The sequence below is a fragment of the Enterobacter sp. V89_11 genome (assembly GCF_029967775.1).
GTDB lineage: Bacteria > Pseudomonadota > Gammaproteobacteria > Enterobacterales > Enterobacteriaceae > Enterobacter > Enterobacter ludwigii.
Genome location: NZ_JASCAN010000001.1, coordinates 263,231 through 282,182, shown reverse-complemented (window position 1 = coordinate 282,182; position 18,952 = coordinate 263,231). Strand labels below are relative to the sequence as shown.

Below are 18,952 nucleotides of genomic sequence, written 5' to 3'. Positions count from 1 at the left end.
TTGTGCAGTGTAGAGGTTTTCTGTTTGATTTGGACGGTACGCTGGTGGATTCGCTGCCGGTTGTGGAGCGTTCATGGTGCCATTGGGCGGACAGACATGGCATTGACCATCAGGAAGTACTGAATTTTATCCATGGCAAACAGGCCATAACCTCATTGCGGCACTTCTTAGCAGGACGTTCTGAGGAAGAGATTCAGGCGGAGTTCAGCTATCTTGAGCACATTGAAGCCACCGACACGGATGGCATCACAGCGCTGCCGGGGGCGCATGAACTGCTTGAACATCTGAACGAAGCCCAAATCCCGTGGGCGATCGTCACCTCTGGCTCGGTGCCCGTTGCCCATGCCCGCCACAAGGCCGCAGGCTTACCGACGCCCGAAGTGTTTATCACGGCAGAGCGCGTGAAGCGCGGCAAGCCTGAACCGGATGCCTTTTTACTCGGTGCCGAACTGCTTGGCCTGGCACCAGCCGATTGCGTGGTGGTGGAGGATGCGGCAGCAGGCGTCCTGGCGGGGTTGAACGCCGGAAGCCACGTCATCGCCGTTAACGTTCCGGCGGGTTCACCCCGCCTGAACGAGGCGGATCTGGTGCTTAACACGCTGACGGCCATCAACGTTGCGAAGGCACCGGACGGAGTTGTAACCGTCTCGCTTAAAATGTAATCCCATGATATAGCCCCACATTGTTGGGGCTTTTTTATGGCAAAATTTTGTCTCCTCCACTGACAAGGATATGTTGTGAACGGTGAACTGATTTGGGTCCTGAGCCTGCTTTTAATCGCCATCCTTCTCTTTGCCTCAGGCAAGGTGCGCATGGATGCCATCGCCTTGTTTGTCATCGTTGCCTTTGTGCTGAGCGGTACGCTCACGCTGCCGGAGGCTTTCTCCGGATTTAGTGATCCCAACGTTATCCTGATTGCCGCCCTGTTTATTATTGGCGACGGGCTGGTACGCACCGGCGTGGCGACCATTATGGGGTCGTGGCTGGTCAAGGTGGCCGGCAACAGCGAAACCAAAATGTTGATCTACCTGATGCTGACGGTTGCCGGGCTGGGGGCGTTTATGAGCTCCACGGGCGTCGTCGCCATCTTTATCCCGGTGGTGCTGAGCGTCTCCATGCGGATGCAAACCTCGCCGTCGCGCCTGATGATGCCTCTGAGCTTTGCCGGTCTTATCAGCGGGATGATGACGCTGGTGGCGACCCCACCGAACCTGGTCGTCAACAGTGAGCTAATCCGCGAAGGGTTTGAAGGCTTTAGCTTTTTCAGCGTGACCCCACTTGGACTGGTGATTCTGGTGCTGGGCGTGGTCTACATGCTGTTAACCCGTTTTTCCCTGAAGGGGGAAAAACAGGATAAAAGCAAAGACGGCTGGAAACGACGGACCTTCCGCGATCTGATCAAAGAGTACCGTCTGACCGGGCGGGCGCGCCGTCTGGCTATCCGCCCCGGCTCGCCCCTCATTGGCCAGCGTCTTGACGACCTGAAGCTGCGCGAGCGCTATGGCGCGAACGTGATCGGCGTAGAGCGCTGGCGTCGTTTTCGGCGGGTGATTGTTAACGTCAACGGGGTGTCGGAATTCCGTGCACGCGACGTTTTGCTGATTGATATGTCCACCGCCGATGTCGATTTGCGCGAGTTTTGCAGTGAACAGTTGCTGGAACCCATGGTGCTACGTGGGGAGTATTTTTCAGACCAGGCGCTGGATGTCGGCATGGCCGAAGTGTCGCTGATCCCGGAATCAGAATTACTGGGTAAAACCGTGCGCGAAATGGGCTTCAGGACCCGCTATGGGCTGAATGTGGTGGGCTTAAAGCGTGATGGCGTGGCGATGGAAGGAGCGGTAGTGGATGAGCCTATCCTGCTCGGTGATATCTTCCTAGTCGTCGGCAACTGGAAACTGATCGGTCAGCTCGGGCAGAAAGGCCGCGACTTTGTGGTACTTAATATGCCGGTTGAAGAGAGCGATGCTTCTCCGGCGCACAGCCAGGCACCGCATGCGATTTTTTGCCTGGTGTTGATGGTCGCACTGATGCTGACTGATGAAATTCCAAACCCTATTGCGGCCATTATTGCCTGTCTTCTGATGGGGAAATTCCGCTGTATTGATGCCGAAAGCGCCTACAAAGCCATTCACTGGCCGAGCATCATTCTGATTGTCGGGATGATGCCCTTTGCCCTGGCGTTACAAAAAACCGGTGGGGTGGATTTGATCGTCAAGGGACTCATGGACGCAGGCGGTGGATACGGGCCTTACATGATGCTGGTCTGCCTGTTTATCATGTGCGCCACGATAGGCCTGTTTATCTCCAATACGGCCACGGCCGTCCTGATGGCACCCATTGCACTGGCGATGGCGAAATCAATGGGGGTTTCGCCGTACCCGTTTGCCATGATCGTCGCTATGGCGGCATCTGCAGCGTTTATGACTCCGGTCTCGTCACCGGTCAATACGCTGGTGCTTGGCCCGGGAAATTACAAATTCAGTGATTTTGTGAAGATAGGCGTGCCCTTCACCGTGCTGGTGATGGTGGTGTGCGTGATACTGATTCCCGTACTGTTCCCGTTTTAAACCCTGATGCCGGGTAGCGATGTCGCGACCCGGCATACCGTCAGAGAGGGGAGTCCTGACTGATCTCGTCCAGCGACAAATGGAAGCTCGGCACAAACACCTGCATGAAATAATCCATCTCTTCGCTGCGGCGTGATTCCAGCGTTTTTTCCAGACGCGTTTTCGCCAGCAGAAATTCGTTATTCCCCGCGGACAGCTCTTCCAGACATTTCAGGTAAGCGCATAGCGCATCCGCCTGCTTAACCAGTAATTTTTCCTCTTCCGTGTACTGATGCTCATCAATCAGCGGCTCAAAAATATCGCGCAGCTCGTCCGGCACCATGTCGATCAGTTTCTGCTGAGCAATCTTCTCAATGGCCTTATATTCCTGGGCTATCTGCGAGTTGAAATATTTCACGGGTGTCGGTAAATCCCCGGTCAGCACTTCCGAGGCATCGTGATACATCGCCAGCAGGGCAATACGCTCAGCGTTAACCTGCCCATTAAATTTCCGGTTTTTAATGGCAGCCAGAGCGTGAGCGACCATCGCAACCTGCAGACTGTGCTCCGACACATTCTCAGTGCGGACATTGCGCATCAGCGGCCAGCGGTTGATCAGTTTAAGGCGGGAGAGGTGGGCAAAGAAATGACTCTGACTCATAGGTTACCTTTTGTCTTCACTGCGACAGACTTCATTGTGCGGGGAGGGGAGGCAAGATGCAAATCAGGCTACCGAAGTAGCCTGATTTTAAGATTACTGGTGGTAACCTGAGAGGAAACGTCCAAAGCGGCTGATGGCCATCTCGAGGTCATCTTCACGCGGCAGGGTAACGATACGCACGTGATCCGGCCACGGCCAGTTAAAGGCGGTACCCTGCACCAGCAGCACTTTTTCCTGCAGCAGGAAATCGAGCACCATCTTCTGGTCGTCATGAATATTAAAGCGTTTCGCGTCGATTTTCGGGAACATGTAGAGCGCGCCGTTCGGCTTCACGCAGGAGACGCCTGGAATATCGTTGATAAGCTCCCACGCGCGGTTACGCTGCTCATATAAACGCCCGCCCGGCACGATAAACTCGCTGATGCTCTGATAGCCGCCGAGTGCGGTCTGGATAGCATGCTGCGCCGGCACGTTGGCACATAAACGCATAGAGGCGAGCATTTCCAGCCCTTCAATATAGCCTTTCGCATGTTTTTTCGGGCCGTTTAAGACCATCCAGCCCTGACGGAAACCGGCCACACGGTAGGTTTTAGACAGGCCGTTAAAAGTCACGGTCAGCAGGTCCGGAGCCAGTGCGGCGATAGAGTGGTGCTGCGCCGCGTCATACAGGATCTTGTCGTAAATTTCGTCGGCAAAGATGATCAGGTTGTGCTGGCGGGCGATCTCCACGATCTCCATCAGCAGCTCTTTTGAGTAGACCGCGCCCGTTGGGTTGTTCGGGTTAATAATGACGATGCCGCGCGTGCGTGGGGTAATTTTCGCACGAATATCATCGAGATCCGGGAACCAGTCAGAGGACTCATCGCAAAGATAGTGCACGGCTTTACCGCTGGACAGGGATACGGCCGCCGTCCACAGCGGATAATCCGGCGCGGGAACCAGCATTTCGTCGCCGCTGTTCAGCAGCGCCTGCATGGCCTGCACGATCAGCTCAGAGACGCCGTTGCCGATATAGATATCTTCAACGGTAACATCACGCATATCGCGCGCCTGGTAGTGCTGCATGATGGCTTTTCGTGCGGAGTAAAGTCCTTTTGAATCGCAATAGCCTTGCGCAGTGGGCAGGTTGCGGATCACATCAACCAGAATCTCATCCGGCGCTTCAAAACCAAATGGCGCAGGGTTACCAATGTTGAGTTTCAGAACCTTATTGCCTTCTTCTTCAAGGCGTTTAGCCTCTTTCAGAACCGGGCCACGGATGTCGTAACAGACGTTATCTAGCTTGCTGGATTTTTCGATAGGGGACATGAACCTTTAACCTTTTCGCGATTGTTGCCACTCCCTGCCGTGGAAGTCAGCACGGAATAATGTACTCCCCCCTCGCTTCGTTTTGAAGGGCGGGCAGGAGAAGATTTTGTGGAGTGAATGAAAATAGAGTGAATCTTTTTCGCTATCAGCGAACAATTTAACTGACGTAAAGTAAGGTTAATGGTGTGAAAGTAGGTTTATTGTGCTGTTAAATAATATAAATGCTGTATATTGTGCTGATAAAAATAAATAATATCCGCAACCTGCGTGGCAGTTACGCTGAGTGACCTTTCGTAAAACCTGAATGCTTCGTTACGTGGCGTTGTAATAGTGTGCATTGGCTAAAAGTTACTCATGTGAAATTAATGTTAAGTGTTATTAATGAATGGCCTTAATCTAAATTAAAATTTATTTATTATTAACCGACAAAATGCAACTTTAGTTAATTTTAATAAAATTAGTTGAGAAGCTTAACAACCCTCATAAATCCGCAATATTGCAATAAGACTTATAAATAAAGTGGATTTGGGTTAAGATGTCTTTCAGGAAAGCTGGGCACAGATACATATGTTTTGTATTTGTGGAACAGGTTTTCTGAATTAATTGATTGTTATTGTTAGAGTTATCTCTGGCCGGAATGGGTTAAACATCTCCTGCTACGTTGACAGCACTGCGAGAAAGATGGCAGAAAGGGTGTATCACCCTTAATGGAATTTACATAAACCTGCAAACATCTAAATATCCTGAACGTTTAAGAGAATAAAAATAACGTCATGAAACGTGCTTTCTGACTGTTGATATTAAAACAGTACAATAACTATCTGTCAGGCAGTCTGCCGGGCCGGGATGCGAGGGAAAACCTTCAGAGGGAATTGCTTAACTGTTACACACACAGCTTCAACCCGGGCAGCTCCGCACGAGCAACCTGAAAGTGAAAAGATATGATAAATGCAAATCGTCCGATAATGAATCTCGACCTCGATCTGCTGAGAACGTTTGTTGCGGTCGCCGATCTCAACACTTTTGCAGCTGCTGCTGCCGCCGTTTGCCGAACCCAGTCCGCCGTTAGCCAGCAAATGCAACGGCTGGAACAACTGGTTGGTAAAGAGCTCTTTGCCCGTCACGGGCGTAATAAGCTCTTAACGGAACACGGTATTCAGCTTCTGGGTTATGCCAGGAAAATACTTCGCTTTAATGACGAAGCATGTATGTCATTAATGTATAGCAACCTGCAAGGGGTGCTAACGTTAGGTGCGTCTGATGAGTCAGCAGACACAATATTGCCATTTCTTCTCAATCGAATTAGTTCGGTTTATCCGAAGCTTGCGCTGGACGTTAGCGTAAAACGAAATGCTTTTATGATTGAGATGTTAAATGAGAATAAGGTCGATCTGGTGGTGACCACGCACCGTCCAGGGCAATTTAATTGCCTGACGTTGCGCACGTCTCCGACGCATTGGTATTGCGCTGCTGAATATGTGCTGCAAAAAGGTGAGCCAATTCCATTGGTATTACTGGATGATCCGAGTCCGTTCCGCGATATGGTGTTGTCGGCGCTCAATGAGGCCAATATTCCATGGCGTCTGGCTTATGTGGCTTCCACATTGCCAGCGGTACGTGCTGCCGTGAAAGCGGGGCTTGGGGTAACGGCCCGTCCGGTAGAAATGATGAGCCCGGATCTGCGCGTACTGGGTAAATCAGATGGTCTTCCTGCTTTGCCTGATACGGAGTATCTGCTCTGCCACAATACGTCCAGCAATAACGAACTGGCGAAAGTCGTGTTCGAGGCGATGGAAAACTACCATAATCCATGGCAGTTCGAACATGTTACCTCCGAAGGGGGGGATGATTCCCTGATCGTTGAAGGGGACTTTGAGTGATCGACAGCTCAAAATTCTGGTAACAATTTGTAAATGTAAAAAAAAGCCACTCACGCGATTTTCGCCTGCAGTGGCTTTTTTTTGGCAGTAATACCCGCGATCACCGCGTGGATTTTTAGGATAGTGTCTATTTATCAGTGAGATAAATGCTTTTGTTCAAATGTTGTGCGTTTCCCGTTCAGTCTCCCTCCAGCTCGCCCCGATGTTAATAAAACAGGAAATATGTTGCTGGTTTTTTGGGTGAATTAACAAAAGCGTGTCTCAGATCAAGAAAATACTCCTCTTTGGGGGGAGGAATCGTTGGCAAATCCTGTCAAAATAGGAGGGTTATTTTTTTTACTTCCAAAACGGACACGATTCAACAACATGCATTTGACGTAAACTCAGGTACCCACCAGGGTTAAAGGGCACCAAATGTTAATGAGAATCGCTCGATGTAATTTAATGTGAAGAAACCTTTGTTAAAGTTGACAAAAGGTTATAGAAAGGAGTAAAAAACCCCATCATTTTGCTGTCTACGTCTCATTTCTGACAGTTAGTGTAAGGTTTTTCGTTCCTCCCCATGAATCGATGTGATGCCCATCTGCCAGCAAGAGCAGTGTCGTAGGTATCACTTTTGATGAGTAAGCAATGAGTATGTCAACATCCACAGAAGTCATCGCTCATCACTGGGCATTCGCAATCTTTCTTATTGTAGCCATTGGCCTGTGCTGCCTGATGTTAGTCGGCGGCTGGTTCCTGGGCGGTCGCGCCCGTGCAAGGCACAAGAACACACCTTTCGAATCAGGTATTGATTCAGTAGGTTCCGCTCGCTTACGCCTGTCTGCCAAGTTCTATCTGGTAGCCATGTTCTTCGTCATCTTTGACGTGGAAGCGCTTTACCTTTTCGCATGGTCAACTTCCATCCGCGAAAGTGGTTGGGTGGGCTTTGTCGAGGCCGCAATTTTCATTTTAGTGTTACTGGCCGGTCTGGTTTATCTGGTGCGTATTGGCGCGCTTGACTGGACGCCTGCGCGTTCACGTCGTGAACACATCAACCCGGAAAACAGTATCTCTAATCGTCAGCAGTAACAGCGAGGCAATAAGATGGATTATACGCTCACCCGCATAGATCCTAACGGTGAGAATGACCGTTACCCCCTGCAAAAACAGGAGATCGTAACCGACCCCCTGGAGCAAGAAGTCAATAAAAGCGTGTACATGGGCAAACTCGAGCATGCCATGCACGATATGGTCAACTGGGGTCGTAAGAACTCCATCTGGCCTTACAACTTTGGCCTTTCTTGCTGCTACGTTGAAATGGTGACGTCATTCACTGCGGTGCATGACGTTGCGCGTTTTGGGGCAGAGGTACTGCGTGCTTCCCCACGTCAGGCTGACCTGATGGTGGTGGCAGGTACATGCTTTACCAAGATGGCACCTGTTATTCAGCGTCTGTATGACCAGATGCTGGAGCCAAAATGGGTTATTTCCATGGGCGCATGTGCAAACTCTGGCGGTATGTACGACATTTATTCCGTCGTACAGGGCGTAGATAAGTTTATTCCAGTGGATGTTTACATCCCGGGTTGTCCGCCGCGTCCGGAAGCTTACATGCAGGCGCTGATGCTGCTGCAGGAGTCTATCGGTAAAGAACGTCGTCCGCTCTCCTGGGTGGTTGGCGATCAGGGTGTTTACCGCGCCAACATGCAGTCTGAGCGCGAGCGTAAACGCGGCGAACGTATTGCAGTAACCAATCTGCGTACGCCTGACGAAATTTAATTTGCGCCTGTGGGCATGGAGTAAACCTTCGCATATCACTACTCAAATAGCGCGAAGCCACGCCCTACAGTCACCACGGACCATTTGCAATGGTGAACAATATGACCGACTTAACCGCGCAAGAAGCCGCCTGGCAAACACGGGATCATCTGGATGACCCTGTCATTGGCGAACTGCGCAACCGTTTTGGGCCGGATGCCTTTACTGTTCAGGCGACCCGCACCGGGGTACCCGTTGTTTGGGTGAAGCGTGAGCAATTACTGGAAGTGGTCGATTTCCTCAAGAAATTGCCAAAACCTTACGTCATGCTGTTTGACTTACACGGCATGGATGAACGTCTGCGTACGCACCGCCAGGGTCTCCCTGCTGCGGATTTTTCCGTTTTCTACCACCTGATCTCAATAGACCGTAATACGGATATCATGCTCAAGGTGGCATTGTCTGAAAACGACATGCATCTGCCGACGATCACTAAACTTTTCCCGAACGCTAACTGGTATGAGCGTGAAACCTGGGAAATGTTCGGGATGACCTTCGACGGCCACCCGCATCTGACGCGCATCATGATGCCGCAGACGTGGACCGGCCACCCGCTGCGTAAAGACTATCCGGCACGTGCGACTGAATTCGACCCGTTTGAGCTGACGAAAGCCAAGCAGGATCTGGAGATGGAAGCGCTGACCTTCAAGCCGGAAGACTGGGGCATGAAACGCGGGACGGAAAACGAGGACTTCATGTTCCTCAACCTCGGTCCAAACCACCCCTCTGCGCACGGTGCTTTCCGTATTATTCTTCAGCTTGATGGCGAAGAGATTGTCGACTGCGTACCGGACATCGGTTACCACCACCGTGGTGCTGAGAAGATGGGCGAGCGTCAGTCCTGGCACAGCTACATTCCGTATACCGACCGTATCGAGTACCTCGGCGGTTGCGTAAACGAAATGCCTTACGTGCTGGCCGTTGAGAAACTGGCAGGTATCACCGTACCGGATCGCGTTAACGTCATCCGCGTGATGCTCTCCGAACTGTTCCGTATCAACAGCCACCTGCTGTATATCTCCACGTTCATTCAGGACGTTGGCGCGATGACCCCGGTCTTCTTTGCCTTTACCGATCGTCAGAAAATCTACGATCTGGTAGAAGCCATCACCGGTTTCCGTATGCACCCGGCCTGGTTCCGTATCGGCGGTGTGGCACACGATCTGCCGCGCGGCTGGGAGCGTCTGCTGCGTGAATTCCTCGACTGGATGCCAAAACGTCTGGCTTCTTACGAGAAAGCCGCACTGCGTAACACCATCCTGAAAGGCCGTTCCCAGGGCGTTGCAGCCTACGGTGCGAAAGAAGCGCTGGAGTGGGGTACGACAGGTGCGGGTCTGCGCGCAACCGGTATTGATTTCGACGTGCGTAAAGCCCGTCCTTACTCTGGCTATGAAAACTTCGACTTCGAAGTCCCGGTTGGCGGCGGTGTTTCCGACTGCTACACCCGCGTGATGCTGAAAGTTGAAGAGTTGCGCCAGAGTCTGCGCATCCTTGAGCAGTGCCTCAACAACATGCCGGAAGGCCCGTTCAAGGCGGATCACCCGCTGACGACGCCGCCGCCGAAAGAGCGCACGCTGCAACATATCGAAACCCTGATCACCCACTTCCTGCAGGTTTCCTGGGGTCCGGTCATGCCGGCGCAAGAATCCTTCCAGATGATTGAAGCGACCAAGGGTATTAACAGTTACTACCTGACCAGTGACGGCAGCACCATGAGCTACCGTACCCGCGTGCGTACACCAAGCTTTGCGCACCTGCAGCAGATCCCGTCCGCCATCCGCGGCAGTCTGGTCTCCGACCTGATTGTGTATCTGGGTAGTATCGATTTTGTTATGTCAGATGTGGACCGCTAATTATGCACGAGAATCAACAACCACAAACCGAGGCTTTTGAGCTGAGTGAAGCAGAACGTGCCGCTATTGAGCACGAGATGCACCACTACGAAGACCCGCGTGCGGCGTCCATTGAAGCGCTGAAAATCGTTCAGAAACAGCGTGGTTGGGTGCCGGATGGGGCGATCTATGAGATCGCAAAAGTGCTGGGCATTCCGGCAAGTGACGTAGAAGGCGTAGCCACGTTCTACAGCCAGATCTTCCGTCAGCCGGTGGGTCGCCATGTGATCCGCTACTGTGACAGCGTGGTTTGTCACATTACCGGTTATCAGGGCATTCAGGCAGCGATTGAGAAAAAGCTCAATATCAAGCCAGGCCAGACCACGTTCGATGGCCGCTTTACGCTGCTGCCAACCTGCTGCCTGGGGAACTGCGACAAGGGGCCGACCATGATGATTGATGAGGATACTCACAGTTATCTGACGCCGGAAGCCATTCCTGACCTGCTGGAGCAGTACAAATGAAAACTGTAATTCGTACTGCTGAAACTCATCCACTGACCTGGCGTCTGCGTGATGACAGACAGCCGGTATGGCTCGACGAATACCAGAGCAAAAACGGCTATGCCGGTGCGCGTAAAGCCCTGGGCGGCATGGCGCCGGACGACATCGTCAGTGCGGTCAAAGACGCTGGCCTGAAAGGGCGCGGCGGCGCAGGCTTTTCCACCGGTCTGAAGTGGAGCCTGATGCCAAAAGACGAATCCATGAACATCCGTTACCTGCTGTGTAACGCTGATGAAATGGAACCGGGCACCTATAAAGACCGCCTGCTGATGGAACAGCTGCCGCACCTGCTGGTGGAAGGCATGCTGATCTCTGCGTTCGCGCTGAAAGCGTACCGGGGTTACATCTTCCTGCGCGGTGAATACATCGAAGCGGCTGAAAACCTGCGTCGTGCGATTGCCGAAGCCACTGAAGCGGGCCTGCTGGGTAAAAACATCCTTGGCACTGGTTTTGACTTCGAGCTGTTCGTGCACACCGGGGCAGGGCGTTATATCTGTGGTGAAGAGACCGCACTGATTAACTCCCTGGAAGGCCGCCGTGCGAACCCACGTTCCAAGCCACCGTTCCCGGCAAGCTCTGGCGTCTGGGGTAAACCGACCTGTGTAAACAACGTCGAAACCCTGTGTAACGTCCCGGCAATCCTCGCCAATGGCGTGGAGTGGTATCAGGGCATCTCGAACAGTAAAGATGCCGGTACCAAGCTGATGGGCTTCTCCGGTCGCGTGAAAAACCCTGGCGTCTGGGAACTGCCGTTTGGCACCACTGCACGTGAAATTCTTGAAGACTACGCTGGCGGCATGCGTGATGGCCTGAAATTCAAAGCCTGGCAGCCAGGCGGTGCAGGGACCGACTTCCTGACCGAGGCCCATCTTGATCTGCCGATGGAATTCGAAAGCATTGGTAAAGCAGGCAGCCGTCTGGGTACGGCGCTGGCGATGGCCGTCGACCACGAGATCGGCATGGTATCGCTGGTGCGTAACCTCGAAGAGTTCTTTGCCCGCGAGTCCTGCGGCTGGTGTACACCGTGCCGTGATGGTCTGCCGTGGAGCGTGAAGATCCTGCGTGCTATCGAACGTGGCGAAGGCCAGCCTGGCGATATCGAGACACTTGAGCAACTGTGTCGATTCCTGGGTCCAGGGAAAACCTTCTGTGCCCACGCACCAGGCGCCGTTGAGCCACTGCAGAGCGCGATTAAATATTTCCGCGACGAATTCGAAGCAGGCATCAAGCAGCCGTTCAGCAATACCCATGCCATCAATGGGATTCAGCCGAACCTGCTGAAAGCGCGCTGGTAAAACAGAATTTTGATTAACGCTCAGTTACGACTGAGCCAACTGGAAGCATGCTAATGGCTACGATTCATGTAGACGGCAAAGAGTATGAGGTCAACGGGGCGGACAACCTGCTGGAAGCTTGTCTGTCGCTCGGCCTTGATATTCCGTATTTTTGCTGGCATCCGGCGCTGGGCAGCGTCGGTGCTTGCCGCCAGTGTGCGGTGAAGCAATATCAAAACGCGGAAGACACGCGTGGTCGCCTGGTGATGTCCTGTATGACGCCAGCCACCGAAGGCACTTTTATTTCGATTGATGACGAAGAAGCCAAACAGTTCCGTGAAAGCGTTGTGGAATGGTTGATGACCAACCACCCGCACGATTGCCCGGTCTGTGAAGAGGGCGGTAACTGCCACCTTCAGGATATGACCGTAATGACCGGTCACAGCTTCCGTCGCTATCGCTTTACCAAACGTACCCACCGCAACCAGGATCTGGGGCCGTTCATCTCTCACGAAATGAACCGCTGCATCGCCTGCTACCGCTGCGTGCGTTACTACAAAGATTACGCAGACGGACAAGATCTGGGCGTGTATGGCGCGCATGACAACGTCTACTTCGGTCGTCCGGAAGACGGTACGCTGGAAAGCGAATTCTCCGGTAACCTGGTCGAGATTTGTCCAACCGGCGTCTTCACCGATAAAACTCACTCCGAGCGTTACAACCGTAAGTGGGACATGCAGTTTGCACCAAGCATCTGCCAGCAGTGTTCGCTGGGCTGTAACACCAGCCCGGGTGAACGCTATGGCGAACTGCGTCGTATTGAAAACCGTTATAACGGTACCGTTAACCATTACTTCCTGTGCGACCGCGGTCGTTTCGGCTACGGCTACGTGAACCTGAAAGACCGTCCACGTCAGCCCGTTCAACGCCGTGGTGATGACTTCATCACCCTGAACGCTGAACAGGCGATGCAGGGCGCGGCAGATATTCTGCGCCAGTCGAAGAAAGTGATCGGTATCGGCTCCCCGCGAGCCAGCATCGAAAGTAACTTCGCGCTGCGTGAGCTGGTTGGGGCGGAAAACTTCTACACCGGTATCGCTCAGGGCGAGCAGGAACGTCTGCAGCTGGTACTGAAAGTGCTGCGTGAAGGCGGTATTCATACCCCAGCGCTGCGTGAAATTGAATCTTATGATGCGGTTCTGGTGCTGGGTGAAGATTTGACGCAGACCGGCGCTCGCGCTGCCCTGGCGGTTCGTCAGGCGGTCAAAGGTAAAGCTCGTGAAATGGCGGCGGCTCAGAAAGTGGCTGACTGGCAGATTGCGGCAATCCTCAACATCGGTCAGCGTGCGAAGCATCCTCTGTTTGTGACCAACGTCGACAGCACGCGTCTGGACGATATCGCGGCGTGGACCTACTGCGCGCCGGTTGAAGATCAGGCCCGTCTTGGCTTTGCGATTGCTCATGCGCTGGACAGCAATTCTCCGGCCGTTGAAGGTCTCGATCGCGACCTGCAGAACAAGGTTGATGTGATTGTTCAGGCCCTGGCGGGTGCGAAGAAACCCCTGATTGTTTCCGGGACTAACGCCGGTAGCGCGGAGATCATTCAGGCTGCCGCGAACGTGGCTAAAGCGCTGAAAGGCCGTGGTGCAGACGTTGGCGTGACCATGATTGCTCGTGCGGTGAACAGCATCGGTCTGGGAATGATTGGCGGTGGCTCTCTGGAAGCTGCGTTAAGCGAACTGGAATCCGGTGCTGCTGACGCCGTTGTGGTGCTGGAAAACGACCTGCATCGTCATGCTTCTGCCGCACGCGTTGACGCAGCGCTCTCCAAAGCGCCGCTTGTGATGGTTATTGACCATCAGCGCACCGCGATCATGGACAAAGCGCACCTGGTGCTCTCTGCGGCAAGCTTCGCGGAAAGCGACGGTACGGTTATCAACAACGAAGGCCGCGCACAGCGTTTCTTCCAGGTGTATGACCCGGCGTACTACGACAGCAACACCATAATGCTGGAAAGCTGGCGCTGGCTGCACTCTCTGCACAGCACCGTTCAGAGCCGTGAAGTGGACTGGACGCAGCTCGACCATGTTATCGACGCGGTCGTGGAAAAACTGCCTCAGCTGGCTGGCATCAAAGATGCGGCTCCTGACGCAAGCTTCCGTATTCGTGGCCAGAAACTGGCGCGTGAACCGCACCGTTACAGCGGTCGTACCGCGATGCGTGCCAACATCAGCGTTCACGAACCTCGTCAGCCGCAGGATAAAGACACGATGTTTGCCTTCTCAATGGAAGGGAACAACCAGCCGTCTGCACCGCGCTCTCAGGTTCCGTTCGCATGGGCACCAGGCTGGAACTCCCCGCAGGCATGGAACAAATTCCAGGCTGAAGTGGGCGGCTCTCTGCGCCACGGTGACCCGGGCGTGCGTCTGATTGAAGCTTCCGACACCGGTCTGGACTTCTTCACCACCGTGCCGGCGAGCTTCCAGGCGCAGGAAGGGAACTGGCGTATTGCGCCGTACTACCATCTGTTCGGCAGTGACGAATTGTCCCAGCGTTCTCCGGTATTCCAGAGCCGCATGCCGCAACCGTACATCAAGCTTAACCCGGCAGATGCCGCGAAGCTTGGCGTTAACGCGGGTGCGAACATCGCCTTTAGCTATGATGGCCAGACAATCAGCTTGCCGCTGATTATCTCTGAAAGTCTGACAGCAGGGCAGGTGGGTCTGCCGATGGGTATGCCTGGCATCGCGCCGGTACTGGCGGGTGCGCGTCTTGATAATCTGCAGGAGGCAAAAGCATGAGTTGGTTAACGCCGGATCTTATCGACATCCTGCTGAGCATTCTGAAAGCGATAGTTATCCTGCTGGTGGTCGTCACCTGTGGCGCGTTCATGAGCTTTGGTGAACGTCGTCTGCTCGGTCTGTTCCAGAACCGTTACGGACCGAACCGCGTGGGCTGGGGTGGTTCACTCCAGCTGGTAGCGGACATGATCAAGATGTTCTTTAAAGAGGACTGGATCCCGCGCTTCTCGGACCGCGTGATCTTTACTCTGGCACCGATGATCGCCTTTACCTCGCTGCTGCTGGCGTTCGCGATTGTTCCTGTCAGCCCGACCTGGGTGGTGGCTGACCTGAACATCGGCATTCTGTTCTTCCTGATGATGGCAGGCCTCGCCGTGTATGCGGTGCTGTTCGCGGGCTGGTCCAGTAACAACAAATACTCCCTGCTGGGTGCGATGCGTGCTTCTGCGCAGACGCTGAGCTACGAAGTATTCCTGGGGCTTTCCCTGATGGGTGTGGTGGCGCAAGCCGGTTCATTCAACATGACCGACATCGTCAACAACCAGGCTGACATCTGGAACGTTATCCCGCAGTTCTTTGGTTTTATTACCTTTGCTATCGCGGGCGTGGCGGTGTGTCACCGTCACCCGTTTGACCAGCCAGAAGCCGAACAGGAACTGGCCGACGGTTACCACATCGAATATTCCGGTATGAAATTCGGTCTGTTCTTCGTGGGCGAGTACATCGGTATTGTCACCATTTCCGCGTTGATGGTAACGCTGTTCTTTGGTGGCTGGCATGGCCCGTTCTTACCGCCGTTCATCTGGTTCGCGCTGAAAACCGCGTTCTTCATGATGATGTTCATTTTGATTCGCGCAGCGTTACCGCGTCCGCGTTATGACCAGGTAATGTCCTTCGGCTGGAAAGTGTGCCTGCCGCTGACGCTCATCAACTTGCTGGTAACGGCGGCTGTCATTCTCTGGCAGCAGCCATAAGGGGCTATAGACCATGACCTTAAAAGAATTATTGGTAGGTTTCGGCACTCAGGTACGCAGTATCTGGATGATCGGCCTGCACGCGTTTGCCAAACGCGAAACCCGGATGTACCCGGAAGAGCCGGTATATCTGCCGCCGCGCTACCGTGGCCGTATCGTGCTGACGCGCGATCCGGACGGTTCAGAGCGCTGCGTAGCCTGTAACCTGTGTGCGGTAGCGTGTCCGGTGGGCTGTATCTCTCTGCAGAAAGCAGAGACGGTAGATGGCCGCTGGTATCCTGAGTTCTTCCGCATCAACTTCTCACGCTGCATTTTCTGCGGTCTGTGTGAAGAAGCGTGCCCAACCACGGCGATTCAGCTGACCCCGGACTTCGAACTGGGTGAGTATAAGCGTCAGGACCTGGTGTACGAGAAAGAGGATCTGCTGATTTCCGGTCCGGGCAAATACCCGGAATATAACTTCTACCGGATGGCGGGTATGGCAATCGACGGCAAAGATAAGGGCGAAGCAGAGAACGAAGCTAAGCCTATCGACGTCAAGAGCCTGTTACCGTAAGGAGAGGGCAATGGAATTCGCTTTTTATATCTGTGGCCTTATCGCCATCCTGGCTACGCTGCGAGTGATTACGCACACCAATCCGGTGCATGCGCTGCTGTACTTAATTATCTCGCTGCTGGCTATTTCCGGGGTGTTCTTTGCGCTGGGCGCGCATTTTGCTGGTGCGCTGGAGATCATCGTCTACGCCGGGGCCATCATGGTGCTGTTCGTCTTCGTGGTGATGATGCTGAACCTGGGCGGCTCTGAAATTGAGCAGGAACGTCAGTGGTTAAAACCGCAGGTCTGGATTGGCCCGGCGATCCTGTCGGCCATCATGCTGGTGGTCATTGTTTACGCCATTCTGGGTGTGAATGATCAGGGCATCGACGGCACGCCAATCGGCGCTAAAGAGGTGGGTATTACGCTGTTTGGCCCATACGTCCTGGCGGTTGAACTGGCCTCTATGCTGCTGCTGGCGGGCCTGGTTGTTGCCTTCCACGTTGGCCGCGAAGAGCGTGCTGGTGAGTTGCTGAGCAACCGCACTGACGACCGCGCGAAAAGAAAAACGGAGGAACGCGCATGATCCCCTTAACACATGGACTGATCCTCGCTGCGATTTTATTCGTTCTGGGCTTAACCGGTCTGGTTATCCGCCGCAATCTGCTGTTTATGCTGATCGGTCTGGAAATCATGATTAACGCCTCCGCGCTGGCCTTCGTGGTCGCCGGAAGCTACTGGGGCCAGACCGATGGTCAGGTGATGTACATTCTCGCCATCAGCCTCGCGGCTGCCGAAGCGAGTATTGGCCTGGCGCTGTTACTGCAGCTCCATCGTCGCCGCCAGAACCTGAACATCGATTCAGTAAGTGAGTTGCGTGGATGAACATGCTTGCCTTAACCATTATTTTTCCGCTGATTGGCTTCGTGCTGCTGGCGTTTTCTCGTGGCCGCTGGTCTGAGAATCTGTCCGCCACTGTCGGCATGGGCTCTGTGGGTCTGGCTGCGCTGGTGACAGCGTATGCGGGTATCGACTTCTTTAATAACGGGCGTCAGGCCTTCAGCGTACCGCTGTGGACCTGGATGTCGGTCGGTGATTTCAACATCGGTTTCAACCTGGTGCTGGATGGTCTCTCTCTGACCATGCTCTCCGTGGTGACCGGCGTGGGCTTCCTGATCCACATGTTTGCCTCCTGGTATATGCGTGGTGAAGAGGGTTACTCCCGCTTCTTCGCCTACACCAACCTGTTTATCGCGAGCATGGTTGTTCTGGTGCTGGCCGATAACCTGCTGTTGATGTATCTCGGCTGGGAAGGCGTGGGTCTCTGCTCTTATCTGCTGATCGGCTTCTACTATACCGATCCGAAGAATGGCGCAGCGGCCATGAAAGCGTTTGTCGTGACCCGTGTGGGTGACGTCTTCCTCGCCTTCGCGCTGTTCATTCTCTACAACGAACTGGGCACGCTGAATTTCCGCGAAATGGTGGAACTGGCGCCAGCGCACTTCGCTGCCGGCAATGACATGCTGTGGTGGGCAACGCTGATGCTGCTGGGTGGTGCCGTGGGTAAATCCGCGCAGCTGCCGTTGCAGACATGGCTGGCCGACGCGATGGCAGGTCCAACGCCTGTCTCCGCGCTGATCCACGCCGCAACCATGGTTACCGCTGGGGTCTACCTGATTGCGCGTACGCATGGTCTGTTCCTGATGACGCCGGAAATTCTGCATCTGGTGGGTATCGTTGGTGCGGTAACGCTGGTGCTGGCAGGCTTTGCCGCGCTGGTGCAAACCGACATCAAACGCATTCTCGCATACTCCACCATGAGCCAGATTGGTTATATGTTCCTGGCACTGGGTGTTCAGGCATGGGACGCAGCCATTTTCCACCTGATGACGCACGCGTTCTTTAAAGCGCTGCTGTTCCTCTCATCCGGTTCCGTGATTCTGGCCTGCCACCACGAGCAGAACATCTTCAAGATGGGCGGACTGCGTAAGTCCATTCCGCTGGTTTATGTCTGCTTCCTGGTGGGCGGCGCGGCGCTGGCGGCACTGCCGCTGATTACCGCGGGCTTCTTCAGTAAGGACGAAATCCTTGCCGGTGCCATGGCGAATGGTCATATCAATCTGATGGTTGCGGGTCTGGTCGGTGCGTTCATGACCTCCCTGTATACCTTCCGTATGATTTTCATCGTATTCCACGGTAAAGAACAAATTCACGCTCACGCAGGGAAGGGGATTACTCATCACCTGCCGCTGATTGTGCTGCTGGTACTCTCCACCTTCGTTGGCGCACTGATTGTGCCACCGCTGCAGGGCGTACTGCCGGACACCACCGAGCTTGAGCACGGTCGCGTTCTGACGCTTGAAATCACCTCGGGTGTGGTCGCTATCGCGGGCATCCTGATCGCAGCATGGCTGTGGCTGGGCAAACGCACGCTGGTGACTGCCGTTGCCAACAGTGCGCCAGGCCGCCTGCTGGGGACCTGGTGGTACAACGCGTGGGGCTTCGACTGGCTGTACGACATGATCTTCGTCAAGCCGTTCCTGGGCATTGCGTGGCTGCTGAAACGCGATCCGCTGAACTCCCTGATGAATATCCCGGCGATCCTTTCCCGCTTTGCAGGTAAAGGCCTGCTGTTCAGCGAGAACGGTTACCTGCGCTGGTATGTGGCGTCCATGAGCATCGGTGCGGTTGTCGTGCTGGCGCTGCTGATGGTGTTGCGTTGATCGTTAAGTGAATTTTATTCGAATTCGTTGAAAATCAGGCCCCTGCTGGGGG

General features: G+C 54.1%; 16 protein-coding genes. 14 read left to right on the top strand and 2 right to left on the bottom strand.

What is annotated here, in order from left to right:
* The first annotated feature begins 2 nt into the window (after positions 1-2).
* Positions 3-662, top strand: coding sequence for a sugar phosphatase (locus tag QLG09_RS01190; RefSeq protein WP_025203583.1), 660 nt, complete (start codon positions 3-5; stop codon positions 660-662).
* 75 nt (positions 663-737) lie between these two features.
* The gene (locus tag QLG09_RS01185) at positions 738-2,570 is read left to right on the top strand and encodes an SLC13 family permease (protein WP_282488687.1); all 1,833 of its coding nucleotides are present in this window, start codon (positions 738-740) and stop codon (positions 2,568-2,570) included.
* A gap of 40 nt (positions 2,571-2,610) precedes the next feature.
* Here the strand turns inward: QLG09_RS01185 and yfbR are convergent, their stop codons facing one another.
* Together yfbR and alaA are read right to left on the bottom strand one after the other, a co-directional pair.
* Entirely contained in the window at positions 2,611-3,210 is a 600-nt protein-coding gene (gene yfbR / locus QLG09_RS01180) for a 5'-deoxynucleotidase (RefSeq protein WP_014171003.1), read from the bottom strand.
* A gap of 93 nt (positions 3,211-3,303) precedes the next feature.
* Positions 3,304-4,518 (bottom strand): alanine transaminase AlaA, encoded by a 1,215-nt coding sequence (gene alaA, locus QLG09_RS01175; RefSeq protein WP_014171002.1) that lies wholly within the window; start codon positions 4,516-4,518, stop codon positions 3,304-3,306.
* Positions 4,519-5,459: 941 nt separating this feature from the next.
* Between alaA and lrhA the strand changes: the two genes are divergently transcribed.
* From lrhA to nuoL, 12 genes are all read left to right on the top strand, one after another.
* The gene (lrhA, locus tag QLG09_RS01170) at positions 5,460-6,398 is read left to right on the top strand and encodes a transcriptional regulator LrhA (protein WP_014171001.1); all 939 of its coding nucleotides are present in this window, start codon (positions 5,460-5,462) and stop codon (positions 6,396-6,398) included.
* Positions 6,399-7,028: 630 nt separating this feature from the next.
* Positions 7,029-7,469, top strand: coding sequence for an NADH-quinone oxidoreductase subunit NuoA (gene nuoA, locus QLG09_RS01165; protein ID WP_014171000.1), 441 nt, complete (start codon positions 7,029-7,031; stop codon positions 7,467-7,469).
* Between the two features lie 15 nt (positions 7,470-7,484).
* Positions 7,485-8,159 (top strand): NADH-quinone oxidoreductase subunit NuoB, encoded by a 675-nt coding sequence (gene nuoB, locus QLG09_RS01160; RefSeq protein WP_003861482.1) that lies wholly within the window; start codon positions 7,485-7,487, stop codon positions 8,157-8,159.
* Positions 8,160-8,248: 89 nt separating this feature from the next.
* Positions 8,249-10,051: an NADH-quinone oxidoreductase subunit C/D gene (nuoC, locus tag QLG09_RS01155; RefSeq protein WP_014170999.1), complete on the top strand. Its 1,803-nt coding sequence runs from the start codon at positions 8,249-8,251 to the stop codon at positions 10,049-10,051.
* A gap of 2 nt (positions 10,052-10,053) precedes the next feature.
* A complete protein-coding gene (gene nuoE, locus QLG09_RS01150) occupies positions 10,054-10,554 on the top strand; it encodes an NADH-quinone oxidoreductase subunit NuoE (RefSeq protein ID WP_014170998.1) in 501 nt (166 codons plus the stop codon).
* A complete protein-coding gene (nuoF, locus tag QLG09_RS01145; RefSeq protein ID WP_282488686.1) occupies positions 10,551-11,888 on the top strand; it encodes an NADH-quinone oxidoreductase subunit NuoF in 1,338 nt (445 codons plus the stop codon). Before nuoE ends, nuoF begins: the two co-directional genes overlap by 4 nt.
* Positions 11,889-11,941: 53 nt before the next feature.
* Positions 11,942-14,668, top strand: coding sequence for an NADH-quinone oxidoreductase subunit NuoG (gene nuoG, locus QLG09_RS01140; protein ID WP_020883144.1), 2,727 nt, complete (start codon positions 11,942-11,944; stop codon positions 14,666-14,668).
* Entirely contained in the window at positions 14,665-15,642 is a 978-nt protein-coding gene (gene nuoH, locus QLG09_RS01135; protein ID WP_014170994.1) for an NADH-quinone oxidoreductase subunit NuoH, read from the top strand. The genes nuoG and nuoH overlap by 4 nt, the downstream gene beginning before the upstream one ends.
* Positions 15,643-15,655: 13 nt before the next feature.
* Positions 15,656-16,198 carry an NADH-quinone oxidoreductase subunit NuoI gene (gene nuoI / locus QLG09_RS01130; protein ID WP_003861491.1) on the top strand — a complete coding sequence of 181 codons (543 nt, stop codon included), beginning with the start codon at positions 15,656-15,658 and terminating at the stop codon, positions 16,196-16,198.
* A gap of 10 nt (positions 16,199-16,208) precedes the next feature.
* Entirely contained in the window at positions 16,209-16,763 is a 555-nt protein-coding gene (gene nuoJ / locus QLG09_RS01125; protein ID WP_014170993.1) for an NADH-quinone oxidoreductase subunit J, read from the top strand.
* Positions 16,760-17,062, top strand: coding sequence for an NADH-quinone oxidoreductase subunit NuoK (gene nuoK / locus QLG09_RS01120; protein WP_003861496.1), 303 nt, complete (start codon positions 16,760-16,762; stop codon positions 17,060-17,062). Before nuoJ ends, nuoK begins: the two co-directional genes overlap by 4 nt.
* Positions 17,059-18,900, top strand: coding sequence for an NADH-quinone oxidoreductase subunit L (gene nuoL / locus QLG09_RS01115; protein WP_282488685.1), 1,842 nt, complete (start codon positions 17,059-17,061; stop codon positions 18,898-18,900). Before nuoK ends, nuoL begins: the two co-directional genes overlap by 4 nt.
* The last annotated feature ends 52 nt before the right edge of the window (positions 18,901-18,952 follow it).